The organism is Ramlibacter sp. AN1015 (assembly GCF_037726105.1).
Lineage (GTDB): Bacteria > Pseudomonadota > Gammaproteobacteria > Burkholderiales > Burkholderiaceae_C > Ramlibacter.
Genome location: NZ_JBBJUM010000021.1, coordinates 1 through 15,338, shown reverse-complemented (window position 1 = coordinate 15,338; position 15,338 = coordinate 1). Strand labels below are relative to the sequence as shown.

The 15,338-nt window shown below is 63.5% G+C and carries 36 protein-coding genes; 17 read left to right on the top strand and 19 right to left on the bottom strand.

All coding sequences use genetic code 11. The annotated features are described in order from the left end of the window. Window positions 1-321: 321 nt before the first annotated feature. From WG922_RS21535 to WG922_RS21450, 18 genes are all read right to left on the bottom strand, one after another. Window positions 322-729 (bottom strand): hypothetical protein, encoded by a 408-nt coding sequence (locus WG922_RS21535; RefSeq protein WP_340285097.1) that lies wholly within the window; start codon window positions 727-729, stop codon window positions 322-324. A 2-nt stretch (window positions 730-731) separates the two neighbouring features. Further along, complete coding sequence (locus WG922_RS21530) at window positions 732-1,106, bottom strand: hypothetical protein (RefSeq protein WP_340285096.1); 375 nt, start codon at window positions 1,104-1,106, stop codon at window positions 732-734. Further along, on the bottom strand, window positions 1,103-1,558 hold the full coding sequence (locus WG922_RS21525; protein WP_340285095.1) for an HNH endonuclease signature motif containing protein: 456 nt from the start codon (window positions 1,556-1,558) through the stop codon (window positions 1,103-1,105). Before WG922_RS21525 ends, WG922_RS21530 begins: the two co-directional genes overlap by 4 nt. 61 nt (window positions 1,559-1,619) lie before the next feature. Further along, the gene (locus WG922_RS21520) at window positions 1,620-2,078 is read right to left on the bottom strand and encodes a hypothetical protein (protein ID WP_340285093.1); all 459 of its coding nucleotides are present in this window, start codon (window positions 2,076-2,078) and stop codon (window positions 1,620-1,622) included. After that, entirely contained in the window at window positions 2,075-2,575 is a 501-nt protein-coding gene (locus WG922_RS21515) for a hypothetical protein (RefSeq protein WP_340285091.1), read from the bottom strand. Before WG922_RS21515 ends, WG922_RS21520 begins: the two co-directional genes overlap by 4 nt. After that, window positions 2,572-2,883 (bottom strand): hypothetical protein, encoded by a 312-nt coding sequence (locus WG922_RS21510; protein ID WP_340285090.1) that lies wholly within the window; start codon window positions 2,881-2,883, stop codon window positions 2,572-2,574. Before WG922_RS21510 ends, WG922_RS21515 begins: the two co-directional genes overlap by 4 nt. Window positions 2,884-2,891: 8 nt before the next feature. Then, window positions 2,892-3,086, bottom strand: coding sequence for a hypothetical protein (locus WG922_RS21505; protein WP_340285089.1), 195 nt, complete (start codon window positions 3,084-3,086; stop codon window positions 2,892-2,894). A gap of 166 nt (window positions 3,087-3,252) precedes the next feature. Continuing rightward, entirely contained in the window at window positions 3,253-3,579 is a 327-nt protein-coding gene (locus WG922_RS21500) for a hypothetical protein (protein ID WP_340285088.1), read from the bottom strand. Next, window positions 3,572-4,027 (bottom strand): hypothetical protein, encoded by a 456-nt coding sequence (locus tag WG922_RS21495; RefSeq protein ID WP_340285087.1) that lies wholly within the window; start codon window positions 4,025-4,027, stop codon window positions 3,572-3,574. Before WG922_RS21495 ends, WG922_RS21500 begins: the two co-directional genes overlap by 8 nt. Beyond that, the gene (locus WG922_RS21490) at window positions 4,024-4,146 is read right to left on the bottom strand and encodes a hypothetical protein (RefSeq protein WP_340285086.1); all 123 of its coding nucleotides are present in this window, start codon (window positions 4,144-4,146) and stop codon (window positions 4,024-4,026) included. Before WG922_RS21490 ends, WG922_RS21495 begins: the two co-directional genes overlap by 4 nt. Next, the gene (locus WG922_RS21485; RefSeq protein ID WP_340285085.1) at window positions 4,143-4,541 is read right to left on the bottom strand and encodes a recombination protein NinB; all 399 of its coding nucleotides are present in this window, start codon (window positions 4,539-4,541) and stop codon (window positions 4,143-4,145) included. Before WG922_RS21485 ends, WG922_RS21490 begins: the two co-directional genes overlap by 4 nt. After that, entirely contained in the window at window positions 4,538-4,918 is a 381-nt protein-coding gene (locus WG922_RS21480) for a putative PDDEXK endonuclease (RefSeq protein ID WP_340285084.1), read from the bottom strand. Before WG922_RS21480 ends, WG922_RS21485 begins: the two co-directional genes overlap by 4 nt. 271 nt (window positions 4,919-5,189) lie before the next feature. Then, on the bottom strand, window positions 5,190-5,438 hold the full coding sequence (locus tag WG922_RS21475) for a hypothetical protein (RefSeq protein ID WP_340285083.1): 249 nt from the start codon (window positions 5,436-5,438) through the stop codon (window positions 5,190-5,192). After that, window positions 5,435-6,400, bottom strand: a complete 966-nt coding sequence (locus tag WG922_RS21470) for a DnaB-like helicase C-terminal domain-containing protein (protein ID WP_340285081.1) — start codon at window positions 6,398-6,400, stop codon at window positions 5,435-5,437. Before WG922_RS21470 ends, WG922_RS21475 begins: the two co-directional genes overlap by 4 nt. A 4-nt stretch (window positions 6,401-6,404) precedes the next feature. Continuing rightward, window positions 6,405-6,746 (bottom strand): hypothetical protein, encoded by a 342-nt coding sequence (locus WG922_RS21465; RefSeq protein ID WP_340285080.1) that lies wholly within the window; start codon window positions 6,744-6,746, stop codon window positions 6,405-6,407. Then, a complete protein-coding gene (locus tag WG922_RS21460; RefSeq protein WP_340285079.1) occupies window positions 6,746-7,528 on the bottom strand; it encodes a hypothetical protein in 783 nt (260 codons plus the stop codon). Before WG922_RS21460 ends, WG922_RS21465 begins: the two co-directional genes overlap by 1 nt. Further along, the gene (locus WG922_RS21455; RefSeq protein WP_340285078.1) at window positions 7,528-7,731 is read right to left on the bottom strand and encodes a hypothetical protein; all 204 of its coding nucleotides are present in this window, start codon (window positions 7,729-7,731) and stop codon (window positions 7,528-7,530) included. The genes WG922_RS21460 and WG922_RS21455 overlap by 1 nt, the downstream gene beginning before the upstream one ends. A gap of 133 nt (window positions 7,732-7,864) precedes the next feature. Next, window positions 7,865-8,095 (bottom strand): transcriptional regulator, encoded by a 231-nt coding sequence (locus tag WG922_RS21450; RefSeq protein WP_340285076.1) that lies wholly within the window; start codon window positions 8,093-8,095, stop codon window positions 7,865-7,867. Between the two features lie 84 nt (window positions 8,096-8,179). Here WG922_RS21450 and WG922_RS21445 point away from each other — a divergent pair, with 84 nt between their 5' ends. Further along, window positions 8,180-8,917 carry a S24 family peptidase gene (locus WG922_RS21445; protein WP_340285075.1) on the top strand — a complete coding sequence of 246 codons (738 nt, stop codon included), beginning with the start codon at window positions 8,180-8,182 and terminating at the stop codon, window positions 8,915-8,917. Window positions 8,918-9,062: 145 nt separating this feature from the next. Here WG922_RS21445 and WG922_RS21440 read toward each other — a convergent pair whose 3' ends face one another. Beyond that, complete coding sequence (locus tag WG922_RS21440) at window positions 9,063-9,257, bottom strand: hypothetical protein (protein ID WP_340285074.1); 195 nt, start codon at window positions 9,255-9,257, stop codon at window positions 9,063-9,065. A gap of 170 nt (window positions 9,258-9,427) precedes the next feature. Here WG922_RS21440 and WG922_RS21435 point away from each other — a divergent pair, with 170 nt between their 5' ends. From WG922_RS21435 to WG922_RS21365, 16 genes are all read left to right on the top strand, one after another. After that, window positions 9,428-9,781, top strand: a complete 354-nt coding sequence (locus WG922_RS21435; RefSeq protein WP_340285073.1) for a hypothetical protein — start codon at window positions 9,428-9,430, stop codon at window positions 9,779-9,781. Continuing rightward, window positions 9,778-10,047, top strand: coding sequence for a hypothetical protein (locus WG922_RS21430; RefSeq protein WP_340285072.1), 270 nt, complete (start codon window positions 9,778-9,780; stop codon window positions 10,045-10,047). The genes WG922_RS21435 and WG922_RS21430 overlap by 4 nt, the downstream gene beginning before the upstream one ends. Further along, window positions 10,044-10,274 carry a hypothetical protein gene (locus tag WG922_RS21425; protein ID WP_340285071.1) on the top strand — a complete coding sequence of 77 codons (231 nt, stop codon included), beginning with the start codon at window positions 10,044-10,046 and terminating at the stop codon, window positions 10,272-10,274. The genes WG922_RS21430 and WG922_RS21425 overlap by 4 nt, the downstream gene beginning before the upstream one ends. Before the next feature lie 3 nt (window positions 10,275-10,277). Beyond that, complete coding sequence (locus WG922_RS21420; protein ID WP_340285069.1) at window positions 10,278-10,691, top strand: hypothetical protein; 414 nt, start codon at window positions 10,278-10,280, stop codon at window positions 10,689-10,691. Next, entirely contained in the window at window positions 10,688-10,843 is a 156-nt protein-coding gene (locus WG922_RS21415; RefSeq protein WP_340285068.1) for a hypothetical protein, read from the top strand. The genes WG922_RS21420 and WG922_RS21415 overlap by 4 nt, the downstream gene beginning before the upstream one ends. Next, on the top strand, window positions 10,840-11,049 hold the full coding sequence (locus tag WG922_RS21410) for a hypothetical protein (RefSeq protein ID WP_340285067.1): 210 nt from the start codon (window positions 10,840-10,842) through the stop codon (window positions 11,047-11,049). Before WG922_RS21415 ends, WG922_RS21410 begins: the two co-directional genes overlap by 4 nt. Next, window positions 11,046-11,726, top strand: coding sequence for a Sak single strand annealing protein (locus WG922_RS21405; RefSeq protein WP_340285066.1), 681 nt, complete (start codon window positions 11,046-11,048; stop codon window positions 11,724-11,726). The genes WG922_RS21410 and WG922_RS21405 overlap by 4 nt, the downstream gene beginning before the upstream one ends. Next, window positions 11,723-11,902, top strand: a complete 180-nt coding sequence (locus tag WG922_RS21400; RefSeq protein WP_340285065.1) for a hypothetical protein — start codon at window positions 11,723-11,725, stop codon at window positions 11,900-11,902. Before WG922_RS21405 ends, WG922_RS21400 begins: the two co-directional genes overlap by 4 nt. Next, entirely contained in the window at window positions 11,874-12,752 is an 879-nt protein-coding gene (locus WG922_RS21395) for a hypothetical protein (protein WP_340285064.1), read from the top strand. Before WG922_RS21400 ends, WG922_RS21395 begins: the two co-directional genes overlap by 29 nt. A 5-nt stretch (window positions 12,753-12,757) precedes the next feature. Next, window positions 12,758-12,919, top strand: a complete 162-nt coding sequence (locus tag WG922_RS21390; RefSeq protein ID WP_340285063.1) for a hypothetical protein — start codon at window positions 12,758-12,760, stop codon at window positions 12,917-12,919. After that, on the top strand, window positions 12,916-13,584 hold the full coding sequence (locus WG922_RS21385; RefSeq protein WP_340285062.1) for a hypothetical protein: 669 nt from the start codon (window positions 12,916-12,918) through the stop codon (window positions 13,582-13,584). Before WG922_RS21390 ends, WG922_RS21385 begins: the two co-directional genes overlap by 4 nt. Then, on the top strand, window positions 13,577-13,933 hold the full coding sequence (locus WG922_RS22040; protein WP_445322869.1) for a DUF551 domain-containing protein: 357 nt from the start codon (window positions 13,577-13,579) through the stop codon (window positions 13,931-13,933). Before WG922_RS21385 ends, WG922_RS22040 begins: the two co-directional genes overlap by 8 nt. Then, complete coding sequence (locus WG922_RS21380) at window positions 13,926-14,189, top strand: hypothetical protein (RefSeq protein WP_340285061.1); 264 nt, start codon at window positions 13,926-13,928, stop codon at window positions 14,187-14,189. Before WG922_RS22040 ends, WG922_RS21380 begins: the two co-directional genes overlap by 8 nt. Window positions 14,190-14,435: 246 nt before the next feature. Then, window positions 14,436-14,693 (top strand): hypothetical protein, encoded by a 258-nt coding sequence (locus WG922_RS21375; RefSeq protein WP_340285060.1) that lies wholly within the window; start codon window positions 14,436-14,438, stop codon window positions 14,691-14,693. After that, window positions 14,690-15,103, top strand: coding sequence for a GIY-YIG nuclease family protein (locus WG922_RS21370; protein WP_340285058.1), 414 nt, complete (start codon window positions 14,690-14,692; stop codon window positions 15,101-15,103). Before WG922_RS21375 ends, WG922_RS21370 begins: the two co-directional genes overlap by 4 nt. After that, window positions 15,100-15,309 carry a hypothetical protein gene (locus WG922_RS21365; RefSeq protein WP_340285057.1) on the top strand — a complete coding sequence of 70 codons (210 nt, stop codon included), beginning with the start codon at window positions 15,100-15,102 and terminating at the stop codon, window positions 15,307-15,309. The genes WG922_RS21370 and WG922_RS21365 overlap by 4 nt, the downstream gene beginning before the upstream one ends. The last annotated feature ends 29 nt before the right edge of the window (window positions 15,310-15,338 follow it).

Below are 15,338 nucleotides of genomic sequence, written 5' to 3'. Positions count from 1 at the left end.
TGCTGCGCGAGCGTTGAGGTGTAGGGCGACTGCCGAGCACGAAAAAGCCCGCCGATCTTGCGAAGGGCGGGCCTTGTGTTGGTGCTCCGATTAGCTCCCCGGGGAGCGTCCAGCGGTTTCCCGCAACGGAGCAAACGGCTGGAGACGAGTGGAAGGCTCTCCTCCCGGAGGTCAACCGTACCGGGCGTATCCACAAATCCCCATGCGTTTGCCGTCACCCTCTACGGACGCCGAAGCCCTCCGCATGGATGAACGACTCACTGCGACTACTCGCGCTCGTTATCCCAATCCTAGCACTGATGAGCTTGTCAAGTCAATACCCTACGGAATACAGGGGACATTCTGCCCGTGCGGTTCCGTGTCTACGCCCGTACTGGGAGCCGGTCCTAGCGGCCTCCAGGCGCCATCGCTAGGGCTTCCGAAGCTAAGGCCCGGAGTGAAGACCAGTTCCTCTGTGTATCGGGCCTGCCTGCGGCCTTCTACTACCCACTTCAGCGGCCAGCACGTCTCTCCGAACTCGCGCTTGCCGACCATGCGATACAGCATTGGCGCGCCGTCGTCATGGGTTCCGCTTTCGTACACCAGAGAGCGCCCTTTGTAGAGGAAGAAGGCTTGCCCGTGGATCATCACGCCTAGCTCGCCCAGGTTATTGACGATCCAATTCACGTCGTCTTCGCTGAGCGCAGGCGTCGTAGAAGCCTTCTCAGCGCGGGCGGTTGAATCATCCATCTTTAGATTCTCCTGTTCGTCAACATAGAACGCCCATCGACCACCAGGCGCTGCAATCCCTCGTTGGTCACGCCCAGCACCCGCCTTGCATGCGCAGGGGTCGTGCGCCAAACGTAGTGCCACCGGATCGCCTCGCGGTGCAGCTCGGGCAGCGCCGCCACGGCTTTCTCGATGGCGTGGCCGTCCAGCGTGTCGGTGGGCTCGGCAATCGTCGGCTCGTGCCACTGCCGGCCCTTGCTCTTGCCCAGCCTCCAGATCGGCGCCTGCCACAGGATTGGCTTGACTCGCACATACCGCGCCCAGTTCAGGAGGCGGTCGTGCATGGCAAGCTGCTGAGGCTCGACGTAGTGGAAGTCGATGAAATCATCTCGCCTCATACAGCGCACCCCTCGTGCAACTCCCGCTTGGCAGCGATGTAAGCGCTGTGAGCTTCTGCAGGAGACGTGAACAGCCCAAGCCTGACGTTCTTGCCATTGACGTGGATTCGAGCCAAAAACTTGCCGTTCGCCAGGGTCGCCACACCAAGCAGCCCCGAAATGTTGTTTGACCGCGCACGTCGAAGGTTCTGCGCATTGATTCGACGCGGAACATCCCGAAGGTTCGCGATTCTGTTGTCCGTCCTGTCGCCGTTGATGTGGTCGATGTCCTGTGTGGGCCAGTCGCCATGCATGAACGCCCATGCCAGGCGGTGTAGCGAGACATCCACCCCAAACAGCCGCGTGCGCAGATAGCCGTTCCCCGCGCGCGAGCCGACGCAATCGCCTACTCGCTTGTTTCGGTTCGGCTTTACCCGCCAAGTGAACAAGCCAGTGTCGGGGTCATAGTTCATGAACTCCCGAGCCCTCATAAGGTTGTCCCTCTGCATGTTTTCCCCTCGCTCCTCGGTTGATTTAGCCCAGCACCTTCACCTCGGGAGCTGCGCCCCGGATGCGGTTGCTCGTTCTGGTGATGGCCCGCTCGTACTCGGCGCGGCTCACGCTGGTGCGCTGCAGGTCGTGGTACTCGGCCAACTCGCGCAGCGCCACCAGGCCCGGCCCGTCCACACCCATGCGCTTGCCGGCACGCTGGCGCTCGCCGGCCTGCAGCAGCGCCTCCTGCGCCTGCTCGCACACCGGCAGCACCTCGGGGCCGATCCCGCCGCGAGCCATCGTCTCTGCGATGTTCAGCATGTCCACAAGGTCCTGCCAGTCGCGCAGATCGGCCCGCCCGAACTGGAAGGCTTCGAGGGCTCGCACCTCGCGCACCCGCAGCTTGTTCAGCGCCGCCACATCGGTGATGGCCGCGCCTTGAAGGGCATGCAGGATCGGATTGACCAGGCCGTAGACCTTGCGCTTGCAACGCTTTCTCATCGCATAAGCCCCGCGAACGGTTCGGCCCGATACTCACGCCACGTCTTGCCCAACTTGATCTGACTGACCGTGCTCCTGCAGATGCCCCAGCGCGCAGCTATCACGGGCTGCGCCTCGTCCGAAGCGCGGATTTCCCGCACGGCCTCGGGCGTGAGCCTTGAATTGGCCCGCTTGCCGAGCGCAACCCTTGCGCGGCGCAGCGGCGTCGAGTAGTCCCCCCGTTCGCCGGCCTTCTTCGAGCGCTCGCTCGTCGTCGTCTTCTTCATGTGCTCGGGGCACACGCACAGCAAGGTTCCGCATTTGGTCGAGACGCCGTGCCCCTTGCCGAGCTTGCCGCCGAGCAGTTCGGTAAACACAACGCGGCGCACCTGACGCTTCTTTTTGTTGAAGTGCATGCGCGGCTGGTCCCGCTGCAGCCCTCCGGCGCCGCCCTGCCAAATCCAGCAGTCGCCCTCCTCGACGCACTTGGCGCGAATGCGCTCGATCAGGTCCGTCATCGCGACACCCCTTGCCCGAAGTCCCACACGCTCGCCGGCCGTCCATGCGCCCACTCGTTGCGCGGCTCGACCAGCACACCGCCTGCCGCCTTGCGCTCCATGCGGCGCAAGAACGCCTCGCCGGGGCCGGGCGCAAACATTGCCGTGTGCCGCCCTCCTCGCTGTCCGAGCGAATGAATCATCCCCTTGGCGACCGCGTTGCGCGCCGCCTTGGATGCCTGCGCCTGCGTCATGTGGGGCGCGATCTCAACGATCTGCGCGATGGTCGCCTTGCCCATGCTCTTCACGATCTGCGCGACCGTATCCACGAAAGTAATCACCGGCCGTCCTCCGCCAGGTTGATGAGGCGCTGCAGGTAGCCGGCTGCGTCGAGCAGCTCCTCCTGCAGGTGCTGCAGCCACTCCACGCCCCGAAGGTCGTCTCGGTCCAGCGTGGTGCCGTACTTGGCGATGCCGGCCTGAGAGCGCTGCAGGAGCTTCTCGCGCACTTGTTCGATTACCCGGTCTTTCATGCGTAGCGGCTCCATCCGAGCACGCGGGCGAGCTTGGCGACCAGAGATTCATTGATCGCGTTGCGCTTGCGAGAGGGCAACTTTGGGAGACGGTCGGGGAAGCTGAAACCCGAAGGGATCATTGCGCCCGTGCCTGCCGGTGTCTGCGCTTCTACGGCTCGCTGCGTCATGCGTCCCCCGCTGGCTCGTAGGTCATGGCAAAGATGTCCGGCTTGCACGGATAAAGCTCGCCCTTGACGCCTTTGATGATCCAGTCGCCACGGTCTGCCCTGTGGGTTCCCTCCAGCGTGTCGATCTCCGCATGCGTGAGCGGGTCGTTGAAGGGGTTGCCGGTGCCCTGCGCGTAGGTCCGCACCGTTCCGGCCGAGCGAGCATCAAGAAACCAGTCAGGCATGGCGCCGCCATTCAGGCAGAACGCATCGATTACGACGGGCTTCTTGCGGAAGCGAGTCGTAGAAGCCTCGTCGGCGCGGGTGGTCGAATGGTCACTCATGGTTTTTGTCCTCCGTCCATGTGGGAAGTGATTTGGGCCAGTTGCCAGCGGCCAGGATTGCGGCGCGTGTGTCGCGCCCGGCGAGTTCCTCGATGAAGCGGCGCACCATCCGATCCATGCCGCCCTGGTCGTGGCTGCGATGGCATGTGACACAGGCGGGCCAGCAGGTTCGGTCGTCCGTCTTCATCCCCATGCCCTTGCCGAAGTTCGCGTGTGCAGCCTGCGAGGGAGGCGCGGCGCGGCACTCCCAGCAGGGCAGCGCGGCAACCAGGCGCCGATACGCTTCGCTGCGCACGGGGGCGTCCTTGTCCACGGCTTGCCCGCTGGTGGCGCCTTCGTAGGTGGGCGTGTGCAGGGAGCGCGAGGGCGTTGCGTTGGCGCGCAGGTTCGCCTCCTTGCGCGCGGCCTTGGCCTCTAGCCATTCGGAGTGCTTGCGAGCGAAGGTCATGCCGTCACCCGCAATAGATGAACGGTGCGGCCCGTTCGCTCGCAGAAGCTGCGCACCCATGCCTTGACACTTTCGCGCAGGACGACTCGCCCGCAATGGACGCAGCGGTAGTTGTTCATGCAGTCACCTCGTCAGAAAGAGCCACCCCGCGCTCGGCGCAGAAGGCGTGGATGAGTTCGATCAGCTCGGACAGCTCGGCGCGGCTCATGCGGCTGGTGGACAGGCCCAGCGCAACGAATCCCGTGCCATCGAGGTTCGGCACCACCGAGAGCTTGCGAAGGCTTGCCGAGAACAGGTGCTTCCAGTCCTCGGGCGTGAGGCGCTTGCCGTACCACTCGACCTGTTCGCTCACCTCGTGCAGCAAGGCCCACAGCTTTGCGTTCTGCTCGATGGAGCGGGTCAGCGGCGCCACGGTGACGGCGTAACCATCGGGGGCGTCGTTGAGCACGCACTGCGCTGCCAGGCGACGGGCGGGGTGCGGCTTGGGCTGCAGGACGAAGATTCGCTTGCTCATGCGGCGTCCCGGTAGAGTCCGTAAAGGCGTGCCAGCTTGTCCCTGAGTCGGTCCAGCGCCTCCTCAAAGGTCACGTCTGCATAGCCGCCCTCTGCGCTCACCAGAGCCCTCCAGGGCTTGCGGGACTGGCGGTAGAACACCACCCCCTCGAGCCGCACCCGCGCGGCCTGGCGCTGGCTCTGCTCCCACCAGCTCGGCCGGCGCAGGCTCTCGCAGCGCTTTACTTCGAGCGAGTAGCCGGGGATCGTGAGGATGTCGCCACCCGTCACGCGCTGCGGGTCGGTGTTGCGAACGATCTCGATGCCGAGTTCTTCGGACAGCAGCTTCGACAGCTCGCGCTCCGCTGCTGCGCCCTTGCGGCGGGACATGGCGCTCATTTGCGGACCTCGCTGAAGTCGCAGGCAATGGCCGCTCCGGCACTGTTCTTGACGACAAGGACGCACCGCTCGCCGCTATCCAAGCGGACCGGAACAACCCACGAGATGTGGTTGCCTGGCGCCACGAATCTCTGCGAGCCCTCGGGGAATATCTGGTTGTCTTTCGACGCCCCCACAGGCTGGCACCCTGCCAATACAGCTCCAGCCAGGAGAAGGGCGGCCCGGCGAGCCGTAGAAGCCTGGTCGGCGCGGGCGGTCAAATGAGCATCTTTCATCGTGCTGCTCCCAACCAAACAATTCGGCTCTCGACAACATCAGTCGGCGCAGCCTGGAAGTGCGGGCAAGAAGACTGCGGAGGAAAGAACTTCCAGCGCGGGTTTCTCTCGCAGATAGCCATGCGGTGCTTTGCCATGCCGCCGGATTGCTTGGGCTGCCAGGATTTGCAGGAGGAGCACGAAGGCAAAGAGGACATCTGACCCGTGCCTTGCGGTGTCTGCGCTTCGTCGGTGCGGTGCGTCATGCTGTCGGCCTGTGAGGGAAGTTGGGGAAGAACATGAGCGGGTCGCTCGCATCGCCCTTGAACTGCTTGGAGTCCTTGTCGAACCACAACTTGATCGTTGGCTCCTCGTCTCCGAAGCGCTGCTTGCGGCACAGGAGGTACGCATCGGGCTCGTCGCGCTTTTTCGCGTGCGCGCCGTTCGCCTTGATGTCGTCCTCCTTGGGCTTGTTGCGCCACACCAGCATCACGTTGTCCACCTGGTCGGTGATCGCGCTGGTGCCCTTGATGTCGTGCTTGTCCGGCACCGTGCCCTCGTTGGCGGGCTTGCGGATGTGGTGGACAAGGTGGACGTGGCAGCGGTTGTCGCGGGCAATCGAGGTCAGTTCGTCAACGAACTTCTTCTGCCCGTTGAAGTCGTCCTCGCCGGCCACGCACTTGGCGAGGTTGTCCACGACGATGTGCTGGCAGCCCAGCTCCTTGGCCGAGTAGCGGGCCATGCCGATCACGTTGGCGCTGTCGGCGGTGCCGTGCTGGTTGTAGAGCCACAGGCTCCCCGTCGCCCACTCGCCGAACTCCTGGTACAGCGCGGCCAGGGCTTCGATTCCGTCTCGCTCCTGGTACTCAGGGCTATACGGGTTCGTGCCGCAGTACATCCGCGCCATCGCCTCGATGGTTGCCATCGGGGATGCCTCGAAGCTCGCCAGAACCACCTTCTGGCCCTGCCCGATCAGGGACAGTTGCACCTGGTTCACAACGCCGGTCTTGCCGTGCCCGTTCTGCCCGGCCCACAGCGTCATCTCGCCGGGGCGGAAGCGGAACACGCCGTGCGTCTTCTCCCACGGCAGCAGCACAGGAGGGGTGCGGTCGGGGTTGCGCAGGCGGTGGATCAGGTCGCCCACCCACTCGCCGGCCGGCTTGACGTTGCGCTTGGCGTCCGTCTCGCGCTCCCACATGGAAAAGTCCATGTCGTCGGGAATGAACATGGGGTTAGCGGCCAATGAGGTTCTCCCGGTAGCGGCGCATGGACAGTTCGTGCTCGGCGCTGACGCCGCAGGCACCCTCGTGGGTGCAGGCTCCGAGCGGGCGCGCACCAGCCGCTGCGGTGGCGTCCATCGCCTTGAGCAGCAGATCGGTGTCGGGCTGGATGTCGATGAGGTTCACCTCCATGCCGTACAGGGCGTGCAGGTTCAGGCGGGCCGGATCGCTGTCGATCACCACCTTGTCCGGCGCGGAGGTGTCCAGCCATGCCGGGGGCGTGCCGACGATCACCGTCACGGTGGGCGGGCGGCTGCCGGTGCGGCGCAGGCGCAGCAGGGACTCGAGGCTCATCACAGCGCCCCCGCCAGCGAGGTTGCCGGGGTCCGTGCAGCCGACGCCGCCAGGAACTGCCCCTTGGTGCTGCGAACCCAGTTGCGCCAGGTCGCCTGCCAGTCCGCCTTGCGCCCGTCCTTGCCCGGCTTGCCGATCCAGAAGTCGCGGAAGCCTTCGGCCACGGCATCCGGGTCCAGGTCGGGGCGGGTCTTGGCGGCCCACTCACGCCAGTCAGCAGGCAAAGTCCAGTCAGCAGGAAGTCGAGTCCCCCGGGAATCTGCCGCAGGCGGGGTGGGTGGCGGAGCCGACGGCGACGCTTCTTCTCTTTCCTGTTTCTGTTTCTGTTTCTGTTTCTGGTTAAGGAACCCTTCGCCAAGGGTTTCGCAAGGGTTGTCTTGCGCAGGGGGTTCGATGGACAGCGACGGCCCGCAAACCCGCATGAAATCTAGCTTCCAGCAGCATTCGGCCGGAACGGACAGGGCGATCTTGACCGCCGCCTTGCGTTGGTTCGGGTTCTCGGGGGGGTTCCACTCCAGATGCTTGCGAACCCACACCCATTTCGTGGTTCCGCAACGGTTGGCGAACCCTTTCGCGAACAGTTCCGAAAGGGCTTCTGCAACCCTTTCAGAAGCCCACTGCATGTCCTCGCACACGTAGCCGTCAGGCAGGCGAAAGACCCCGGCAATGGTGCCGTGGGTGCAGGTCATGAGGTAAAGGGCCATCAGTCGGCCGTCGTCGGAGAGGGCGCGGATGTCCTCGCTCTCCCAGAACTTGGTGTAGACCTTGCCGTAGTCACGCATCAGACGAGCCCTCGCTGGATTTCAAGGGAACGCACGTAGGCCGCAGAGCGCCCCAGGATCAACTCGCGCATGCAGTGGAAGTGAGAGCGCGCCTGCAGCATCCAGAACTCGTGGAAGTCGTCGTAGGCGCTGGCCTTGTTGTGGCACTCATCGATCAGCGCTGCACGCACCCTGATGAGTTCCTCTCGCGTTCCATCGGTCATGTGGCTCTCTCCTCATCAAGCCCCGCCTACCCAAAGACGAAGCGATTTCCTACGTTCTTGCTCTGCGCTTGCTGCTCGAATACGTTCGGGCTAGCTCGTCCTCAACCGTGCGGAGACAAAAAAAGGGAGCGCCTCAGCGCATCCCTTTGCGTCGCTCCAGCTCGGGCCATATCTGCAGCCAGTCGGCCCGCAAGTCCCAGCGGCGAACCTTTCCATCGGTGGCCGTTTCGATCTGCACGCAGCGCTCGATGGGCACCGGGCGGTCACCGTTGGCCCACTGCGAGACGAGCGGAGCGGGAACGCCCAGCTTCTCCGCGAACGCTTGGCGCGATCCGCGGTCCTTTAGGTATTCGCTCAGTTTCATGAGCTTTATCTTAGCGTGTCGCTATGGGATGTCAATAGCGCCACGCGAATTCCGTCTTTTAGCGGCCCGCTATGTAATGAGCGGGTGAAGACCGTTGGTGAAACCAGACGCGACAACCTCGTCCTCCTCTCGGATGGCGCGGGGAGTCAGGCCGCCTTGAACGACGCGTTGGGGCGGCCACGCGCAGACGCGACGCTCAGCCAGGTGTTCAACCGCAGCCCGGATAGCAAGACGGGAAAGCCCAGGAATATGGGTGGCGTGTTGGCGCGGCAGATCGAGCAGGCGCTGCAGCTTCCTATCGGGTGGATGGACGCGCCGCAGCAAGGTCCGATCAAGTTCGATCCGGCAACAAAGAAGCCGGTGCTGCCGGTGAACCCTTTGCCCTCACACACCTTGGAGTTCGCTGGTGTAGTCTCCAGTGGCGGTCATGTGCCAGTAGTCGGGACGGCGAAGATGGGCGAGGACGGGTTCTACGAAGAAATCAGCTCGATCCCCGGAGCTGGGGACGGTCATCTAGAGCACACCAGCCGCGACCCGCACGCCTACGCGCTGCGCGTTCGCGGGGACAGCATGCACCCCGCCATCAGGGACGGCTCCTACGTCGTCATCGAGCCGAGCGGGCAGCTCGTGCCGGGCGAGTACGTGCTGGTCAAACTCAGGAGCGGCCAGAAGATGGTCAAGGAGCTGCTCATTGAGCGCACCGACTCCATCGAGATCGTTTCCGTCAACGGCGGCACGCGCAGGACGATCTACCGCGAAGAACTGGATTCAGTGCAGCCGGTCGCAGCGATCTTCTCGCGCAGCAAGTGGAAGCCTGACTAGATGAATCGCCTCCAGCAGCTCGAGGCGGAAGCCTGGGCATATCGCATGGCCGCTCACCTCCTTCTTCCGCATGCCGGCGCGGCCGGCCTAACGGATCTGGCGAGAGCGCACTACGCAGTGAACGACTTCCTACTGCAGCACACGTTCACGGACGAGCAGATTGCCGCGATTCGCGGATGTCTGCTGTCACTGATGACATCAGATTCCGCAGGCGGTCAAACTCCCTCGTCAACTTGAGACGGGTGGTGCGCGGTCCTGATTTGCGCACCTGCTTGCCGCGCTTCTTAGTGCTGCGCATGTTGTAGAACCGCATCCGCGCTACCCGCTTCGATAAATCCATCACCCACCTCCTGAGCCCGCCGCGAGCGGGCTTTTTTCATGCTGCCAACTACGTAGCAACCTACGTATTCGCGCCGCCATGCTACTTTAGCGACGCGCTATTGACAACCGTTAGCGCGGCGCTAATAATCTCTCATCGGCTCACGTTGAGCCCTCACAGGAGAGAGCAGCATGGCAAACGAACCCGTCACGATCACCGCCACCGTCGCCGTGTGGCTCAGCCCGTACACCAAGCCGCACGAACTCACCGCGGCGCTGCAGCACGGTGATGCGGTCGGCGCAGCGAGCATGCTGACTCTCTACGGTGGACCCGACAAGGAGACGTTCAGCGACTACGCCCGCATGGGTGAGGCCGATGTGACGATCCGGCTGATCCCGCACGACGAGCAGGTGCGCTTCGCCGTCCAGGCGCTGCAGGAGCAGCTCGACAAGGCCCGCGCCGCCTTCCACCGCGAGCAGCAGCGCATCCTGGCCGAGATCGGCAAGCTGCAGGCGCTGACCTACGACGCCGAGGTGTCCGCATGAGCCGCGCCACCGTCTCCTGCCTCGGCCCGGCCTTCGTGGTCGATTTCGACTACTCCCCCGCCGAGCCCGCACAGCACTACGGCGATGCGCCCTACCCCGGCGCGCCCGCTCACATCGAAATCGAGTGCGTGATGTTTGAGGGCGAGGACTTCACCGATCTTCTGTCTGCCACCGCATACGACCGCATCGAGGAATACCTGCTCGACAGCATCGAGGAAGGCATCAGCCCCGACGATCTGCGCGACCGCCGCATGGAGGCTGCATGAACTGCCCGCCCTGCTCCCAAAACTGCCGCCAGGGTCGCGATTGCCCGGCCGGCGACCTGAACACGCGCACCTATCCGCGCACCCTCGAATCGGCGTTCGGACCCTATGAGCGTGGTCCCGTTTTCGAGCAGAAACAGCCCCTGTTCGACAAGGACGACCTCGCACCAATGCTCGCCTGTGCGCTCGGTGCAGTGGTTCTTTTCTTTGGCTGGATCGTGGGAGCGTGAGCAATGAAAACGAATGTTCATTCGACCACCCGCGCCGGGCAAGCTTCTACGACGCACACACCCGGCCCGTGGCTGGACCTTGGCTTGATTTCTCCCTTCGGCTACGTGATCCGCTACGGGGCGCCCGCTCCAAATGACCGCATCGCCTACATCGAGTGCTACGACTTGGACGAGGGTACGGCGGAGCCCTATGGGCCTTGGAGCGAGGAATCAAAGGCTAACAAGCGTCTGATCCTCGCCGCCCCGGAGTTGCTGGAGGCGCTGGTGGGACTGCTGCCGCAAACCTTCGCCGGCACCCACACGCGGGCCGAGGAAGTCGCGCACTGGTGGCGTGAGAAGGAGTTGGGCAACGGGCAGGCGAAGTTCGTCCTCGCCGCGTTCGCAGCCATCGCCAAAGCAACCGGAGAGCAGCCATGACGCCCCGCACCGTAGAAGCCCAGGCCAACGCCAGCCACCAAATGGACGGCTCTGTGTCTGCAACCGAAATCGCTCTGTACGTAGTGCTGGCAGCAGCGGTGTTCATCAGCCTGGGCGGCTATGCGCTGGCAGCGCTGAGGGGGTTTGTGTGAACGACGAGCCCAACTGGTTTGACCACGACAGCCTGCAGCTCCTGGCCGACAACGAGCAGCAGATCCACACCGCATTCGTGCACCCGCCGATTCCCGTGCGCGATCACGACTGGCAGGCATACCGCGACCCCGAGGGATTCGTCGGGCACGGCGCCACCGAACAGGAAGCAATCGACAACCTTAAAGAGCAGGAGCAGATGCAATGAGCGAGCTACTCAAGATCAACGTGAACGAGCACACCGAGCGCAAGAACGGACTCACGTACCTGTCCTGGGCCTGGGCCTGGGCCGAAGTGCTCAAGATCGACCCGCTGGCGACCTGGGAAGCGGCCGAGTTCAACCAGGAGGGCTCGCTGCTTCCTTGCATGCTGCTGCCGGACGGCTCCGCCATGGTGAAGGTGGCCGTGACCATCAAGGGGCACACCAAGACCTGCCTGCTGCCGGTGATGAACCACAAGAACCAGGCGATCAAGGGGCCGGACGCCTTCGCCATCAACACCGCCATCGTGCGCTGCCTGACCAAGGCAATCAGCATGCACGGGCTGGGCCTGTACATCTACGCCGGAGAGGACTTGCCCGAAGGCGAGGAGCCCGAGCAGAAGAAGTGCGGCCCGGTTATCGCCGGGAGCTTCCGCAGCTCGGCCACGATGAACGCGGACGGCGTGAGCGCATTCGACGCACTGGAGCCCGAGACGCGCGACTACCTGCGCCAGTTGGCCGAGGACTTGAAGCGTCTGGTAGCAGACAACCGCGCCGCAGATGCCTATGCGCAAGTCACGGCCGAGCAACTGGACGATGAGCAGTCGATGGGCCTGTGGTGCATCTTGGACAGCAAGACCCGCGCGGCGATCAAGTCGGCCAAGCAGGTGAAGGTGGCCGCATGAACGGGCTCGACAACATCCAGGTCGAGAGCGTCCACGCCTGGGACTACCCGGACTTTAGTGACGCCTTCATCTCCTATGCAGAACGCGATGGAGTGCCCCTGACGGATGCTGAACTTGCAGAACTCAACGCCGACAGCAGCCTCGTGAATGAAGCTGCCCATGCGACTTTTCAGTGAGGCAGACAGCATGAACGCACCGCACCATGAAAGCGCAGCCCAGCCCGTTCATTCGGTGGCTGGCGCGTCGAGTGAGGACGCTACGGCTCTAATCGCTGAGATCGTGCGCCTTGCCTGTAAGTGGTACGACACAGGCATCGGGAAAGACGAAGTGGCGCTGGAACTTGCTATTGCAGTGATGCGATACAAGCGGGTAAGTGAAGGCGCAGCCGCACCGAGCCGTGAAGCCGCAGACACGGGACCGCACGGGCAAGATGATCTGAATACTGCCCCTTCAGCAGTACAAGACCAGCCGGTGACGGACAAGCAGCTTGACGCGGTCTTGTGGAAGCTGGACGTGATTGCCCGCAGCTATGACCACCAGCACTACGGCCTCCCGCTGGACTTGATCGGATCAGAAACCGCCCACGCCGCGCTTCGCGCCACGCTTCGCGCAGCCCTCGCATCATCCCCTGCCGCAGTACCCGCACCGCAGGAGCCGACCGGGATCGAGAACGAGAACGCCGCCGCCGTGACATCGCTCAACCCTGCAAGTGTCCGCGCAGCCCTCGCCGCATCCCCTGCCGCACCGCAGGGCGTGGTTCGCATGAGGTTCGGCCAGCGTGCGTCCGAAGATTGGCAGGCAGGCTGGCGCGCGGGGTACGACGCTGCATCTCCTGCCGCACAGCCCGACATCCTGGCCGTGCTGGGTGATGCGCGGGAGGATTTCGAGCGAGCCATCGAAAGCCTCGTGGATTGGGCCGCCTATGCCCCCGACTACTTCAAACAGAAACACGACCTCGATGGCACGGTAGCTGGACACCGCGCAGCCCTCGCACGCATTGATGCAGTGCTGAAAACCAAGGGGTAGCAGCAATGACCAGCCGCACCGAAGATTTCAAGTGCCCACGCTGCCGCAAGTACCTGTTCTCAGCCTACACGTACACGATGAGCAAGCAAGAGCGGGATAAGCTGAACGAGCGGGCTGCAAAGCAATGCCATTGCAAGCCGAAAGCACCAAAGGAGCAGCAGCAATGACGCAGCACGAAAACAAGATGGGACATGCGGGCGCTGGCGCGTCGGGTGAGGCTTACGAAGGCCCCAAAAGGTTCACCCCGGAAGAAGTGGCGCAAGGCAACAAAGGCATCCGATGGGTGACAGACAAGTACGTTGCCGGACGCCCCACGCAACACGACTTGCTGGACTACATCGAGCAGCGCGGAGATGAGATCGCCTGCGCTTGCCCCCGATGCGTGCGTGCAAGCGAGGCTATCGCACCGAGCCGTGAGAGCGCAGCCGGAGCGCAGAAGCAGGATGAACATGTGCCTGCCGAGTTTGAAGATTGGTCCAGGGCCATGGACGCTCGGGTAAAGGCCCCGGCTGCTCTCACGCTGAGCGATGAAGACGAGCGCAACGCTTTCGAGGTGTGGTGGCGAGCAAGCAAGTATTGCCAAGTTATTCGGCCCCACCCTGGGTGGGATCAGATCGCCCTCGACGGTTGGAAAGCCCGCGCAATCCTGTCTCGCGCAGGCGGGGAGAGCAGGAGGCCGCTGACAGCGGACGCGCTAGGACAAATGGTCATCCAGTCCGGTGGAGCTTCGCCGCTGCACTGCACGCTGCAGCTTGAGGACGCCGCAATCATGCGCTTCGCCCGAGCCATCGAACGTGCTCACGGTATTGGCGGGGAGAGCAGCAATGGGTGAAGCACACAAGTCCAATTCAGATCATTCGACCGCGCGTACCGATGAGTCTTCTACGTGGCAGCCGATTGAAACCGCGCCCACGGGTCCGTTCGATTACGACAGGTGGTTTATGCCGCATTCGCCGCGGCTCCTTCTCTGGGTTGGCGAGTATGCGGTGATCGGCACCTACAACTTCACTGAGCGCGGGAAGGGCCGATGGCAAGGGCCACTCGGGAACATTTCGCCCACGCACTGGATGCCGCTTCCGGCGCCTCCGAGTAAGGGCGTAGACACCGGCAGGCACGGGCAAGATAAATCCGGCTGTTCTGGCTCTGTCGGCTGTTCTGAATCTGGAGGAACGCATGACTAAGTTTCTGCTGAAGGGCAGCAAGGCAATCCGCTATCACGGTGCGCATTCGCGCGTTCCGCTGGAAATCATGGGCAAGTTCACGCTTTCTGGGCCGCAGCCGGTGGACAACGACGGCGGTGTTCCAGAGGCAATTCACGCAATGTTTGAGGCGCGGCCTGGGCTGCACCGGATCGCCCTTTCCACGAAGGACGGTGGCGGCGTGGTGTGGACACGCATTGACGACGAAGCCTCTGAAGCTGGAGGAAGCAATGAATAAGCTACCGCCCCTGCCTGAGCCCGGGTTCCACAGTGTTCGCCGGGGTGGCTTCTTGGCTCAGGACGCCTACACAGCCGATCAAGTAGAAGCAATAAGGAGAGAAGCAGTAGAAGCGTGTGCGCAGCGCCTGGAGGCAGTTGGATGCGACCATTGCGCAGCAAACCTTCGCGCTCTGCTGGAAAGAAGCGAAGCAGATACGACCGCGCCGGGTCCGAGTGCGGCTCCTACGGCGAGGGAGGGCAATCTATGAAGCAGCGTCACCGTGAACGGCGCGCATGGGTGGCGCGTGACTGGGCCTACCGCTGGGGCAAGCGATGCCGCAGCTTCCACCCGGAATGCGCACTCTGCCTCGCCTGGAGGTTCTACGACGAATCCGGGCGCTTCCCGCGTTTCGAGGACATGAGATTTCGAGTTTTAGAAGCGCAGACACCGCACGGCACAGGTCAGATCGCCCTGAATTCTTCGCCCGCAGAGATTGGCGCGGCTCGGGAGGAAAAGGAATGAGCGACCGCGAGTTTCTCAGCGAGCACGAGTACCTCACGCCGGATGAGATCCGCGCTCTGCTGCTGCGGCCGGATGCCCAGGTGTATCCAGCAGGCAAGTACCCGCCCAGCGGCGAGGCGTGCGGGATCTACATGCTCTTTGGGGAGGACGGCGGTCTGCTGTACGTCGGCAAGTCTGTTGGCGTCGGCTACCGCAACGTGCAGCACTACTGGGCCATGAAGCGGGGCGCGCGTTCGCCTTTCGTGGAGTACGCGTTTGTGCCGGTACAGGAGCGACTGCTGGCGGCGGTTGAAAGCGCCTACATCCACGCCCTGGAGCCGCCAGAGAACAAGGCCATGCCTCCTGACGGCTGGAGGCACCACCGAGAACTAGTTGCAATGATTCAAGGGGCCTGGGGGCCGAAGGTATGAACGATTTGATGACTCTGGATGAGATCGCGCAGATGCACCGCTGCTCGGTTCGCCACGCCCGCGACGTGCTGGTGCGGCTCCCTGGTTTCCCCGATGAGGCGCCCACCTCAACGCCGCGCAACCGGCTATGGTTGCGCTCGGAAGTTCGAGCCTTCGTCCACCGAAAACCCGCACAAATCCCGCACATCCGGCTGAGAGCCGCATGAATGCTAGGTTCTGCTTCCGTGGTGCGGCA